2 protein-coding genes are annotated in these 2,479 nt (G+C 76.6%); both read right to left on the minus strand.

Features of this window, described 5'->3' with window-relative positions; translation table 11 throughout:
* Positions 1-90 precede the first annotated feature (90 nt).
* Positions 91-807, minus strand: coding sequence for a hydrogen peroxide-dependent heme synthase (hemQ, locus tag AC2CJA_RS26115; protein WP_464067059.1), 717 nt, complete (start codon positions 805-807; stop codon positions 91-93).
* A gap of 4 nt (positions 808-811) precedes the next feature.
* Positions 812-2,224, minus strand: a complete 1,413-nt coding sequence (gene hemG / locus AC2CJA_RS26120; RefSeq protein ID WP_484605131.1) for a protoporphyrinogen oxidase — start codon at positions 2,222-2,224, stop codon at positions 812-814.
* Positions 2,225-2,479: the final 255 nt, after the last annotated feature.

Consider the following 2,479-nt stretch of genomic DNA (forward strand, 5'->3'; position numbering starts at 1 on the left):
GGGCGGCGCAGCCCCCCCCCGCGCGGGGGGGGCGCGGCGGGCGCCCCCCCCCCCCCCACGAGCACGCGCCACGGGCACGCGCCGCGGGCGCTACGCCAGCCCCGCCACCAGCTCGGCCAGGTCCTTGCGGCGGCCGGTGTAGAAGGGGATCTCCTCGCGGACGTGGAGGCGGGCGCGGGAGGCGCGCAGGTGGCGCATCAGGTCGACGATGCGGTGCAGCTCGTCGGCCTCGAAGGCCAGCAGCCACTCGTAGTCGCCCAGCGCGAAGGAGGCGACGGTGTTGGCCCGCACGTCCGGGTAGCCGCGCGCCATCTTCCCGTGCTCGGCCAGCATCTCGCGGCGCTCCTCGTCCGGCAGGACGTACCACTCGTAGGAGCGCACGAACGGGTAGACGCACACGTACGCGCGCGGCTCCTCGTCGGCGAGGAAGGCCGGGATGTGCGAGCGGTTGAACTCGGCGGGGCGGTGCAGCGCCATGTTGGACCACACCGGCTCCATCGCGCGGCCCAGCTTGGTGCGCCGGAAGAGGTTGTACGCCTCCTGGAGCGCGTCGGCGGTCTCCGCGTGCCACCAGATCATCACATCGGCGTCGGCGCGCAGCCCGGAGACGTCGTAGGTGCCGCGCACGGTGACGTCCTTGGCGGCGAGCTGGTCGAACAGCTCGCGGACCTCGTCGGCGTGGCCGGCGCGGTCCTCCGGCAGCGCCTCGCGCAGGCGGAAGACGGACCACAGGGTGTAGCGGATGACCTCGTTGAGGTCCTTGGCCTTCTTGCCCGCGTTGGGCGTCTTGCGGGGTTCAGCAGTCATGGGGTCATTCTCTCCCTGTGGGCGGGACGGCCGGTGGCCGGGCCCTCGATCCGGAGTGGAGTACCGCCTCGGCGGCGGTGCGGGCGCTCGCGACGCACGCCGGGATGCCCACCCCGTCGTACGCGGCCCCGCAGACGGCCAGGCCGGGCAGGGCGGCGAGGTCACGGCGCACGCGGGCGACGCGCTCCAGGTGGCCGACGGGGTACTGCGGCAGCCCGCCGTTCCAGCGGGTGACGGTGGAGGCGGCGGGGCGGGCGGTGAGCCCGATCGCGGCCCCCAGGTCCCGCAGGGAGAGCTCCACCAGGTCGGCGTCGTCGCGGCCGAGCACCTCCTCCTCGCCGTAGCGGCCCAGGGAGGTGCGCAGGACGAACAGGTCCGGGTCCTGGGCGGCGTTCCAGTGCCACTTGTTGGTGGAGAAGGTGGATGCCTTGATCGCCCGTCCGTCGGTGGCGGGGACGAGGAAGCCCCGCCCCTCGGGTGTCCGTGCCAGGTCGCGGCGGCGGAAGGCCATGGTGACCAGGGCCATGGAGGCGTACTCGATCCGCTCCAGCTCGGCCGCGGCGGACGGGGAGGGGCCGGCCAGCAGCCGTGCGGCGGCGGGGGCGGGTACGGCCAGGACCACCGCGTCCGCCTCCAGCGGGCGGCCCGCGGCGACCACCGTCCAGCCGTCGCCGGTGCGGCGCAGCCCGGTCACGGGGGTGTCGGTGCGGATGCCGGCGCCCGCGGCGCGGCAGGTGTCGGCGACGGCGGCGGGCAGCCGTCCCATGCCGCCCTCGATGCCCATGAAGACGGGCCCGTCCCGCCGGCTCGCCGCGGCGCGTTCCCGGACGCCGCGCACGGCGGCCAGCAGCGAGCGCTCCTTGCGGGCCTCCTCGAACAGGCCGGGCACGGAGGCGCGCATCGAGATCCGGTAGGCGTCGCCGGCGTACACCCCGCCCAGCAGCGGCTCCACGAGCCGGTCCACGACCTCGCGGCCGAGGCGGGCGGCGACGTACTCGCCGACGGCCACGTCCTCCCCCATCTCGGTGCGCGGCAGTTCGGCGTCCTCGGCGGCGCGGGCCAGGCCGCCGGGCGAGACGATCTTGTCGAGGACGGCCGGGTCGGCGGGTACGCCCATGACGTGGCCGGCGGGCATCGGGCGGACCTCGCCGCGGGTCCAGATCGCCGCGGTGCCCGTGGCGGGCGGCCGGAGGGCGTCGCCGAGGCCGGCGGCGCGGGCGAGGTCGAGGCCCTCGGGGCGGCGGGCGAGCATCGACTCGGCGCCCAGGTCGACGGCGGCGTCCGCGATCCGGCCGGCGTACAGCTTGCCGCCGAGGCGGGGGGAGGACTCCAGGACGGTCACGCGCGCGCCGCCCTCCAGCAGGCGGTGGGCGGCGGCGAGCCCGGAGATGCCGCCGCCGATGACGATGACGTGCATGGCTCCACTCTCCCAGACCGCCGCCGGCCCCGGCGCGCCGCCCCGGCCGGGAGGGGCCCGGCCCGGGGGGACGCGGCCGCGGCCCGGTGGTGGCTGTTCCGAGTCCTGACCGTGACCGCCTCGCTACCGGGGGGCGGAAACCGGTCCGCGCGGACGGCCGTCCAACTTCCGGCATTCACCGATGTGTTGGGGGGCGTTGATGTTCACGCGCTGGTTCACGTCCACGGCGGGGGGGGCGCCCGCGCGGCGCGGGGC

The organism is Streptomyces sp. ATLC9 (genome assembly GCF_057196705.1).

Coding starts and splice junctions, on each gene's coding strand:
- hemQ (WP_464067059.1), bottom strand. CDS start 807: ATGACTGCTGAACCCCGCAAGACGCCCAACGCGGGCAAGAAGGCCAAG.
- hemG (WP_484605131.1), bottom strand. CDS start 2,224: ATGCACGTCATCGTCATCGGCGGCGGCATCTCCGGGCTCGCCGCCGCC.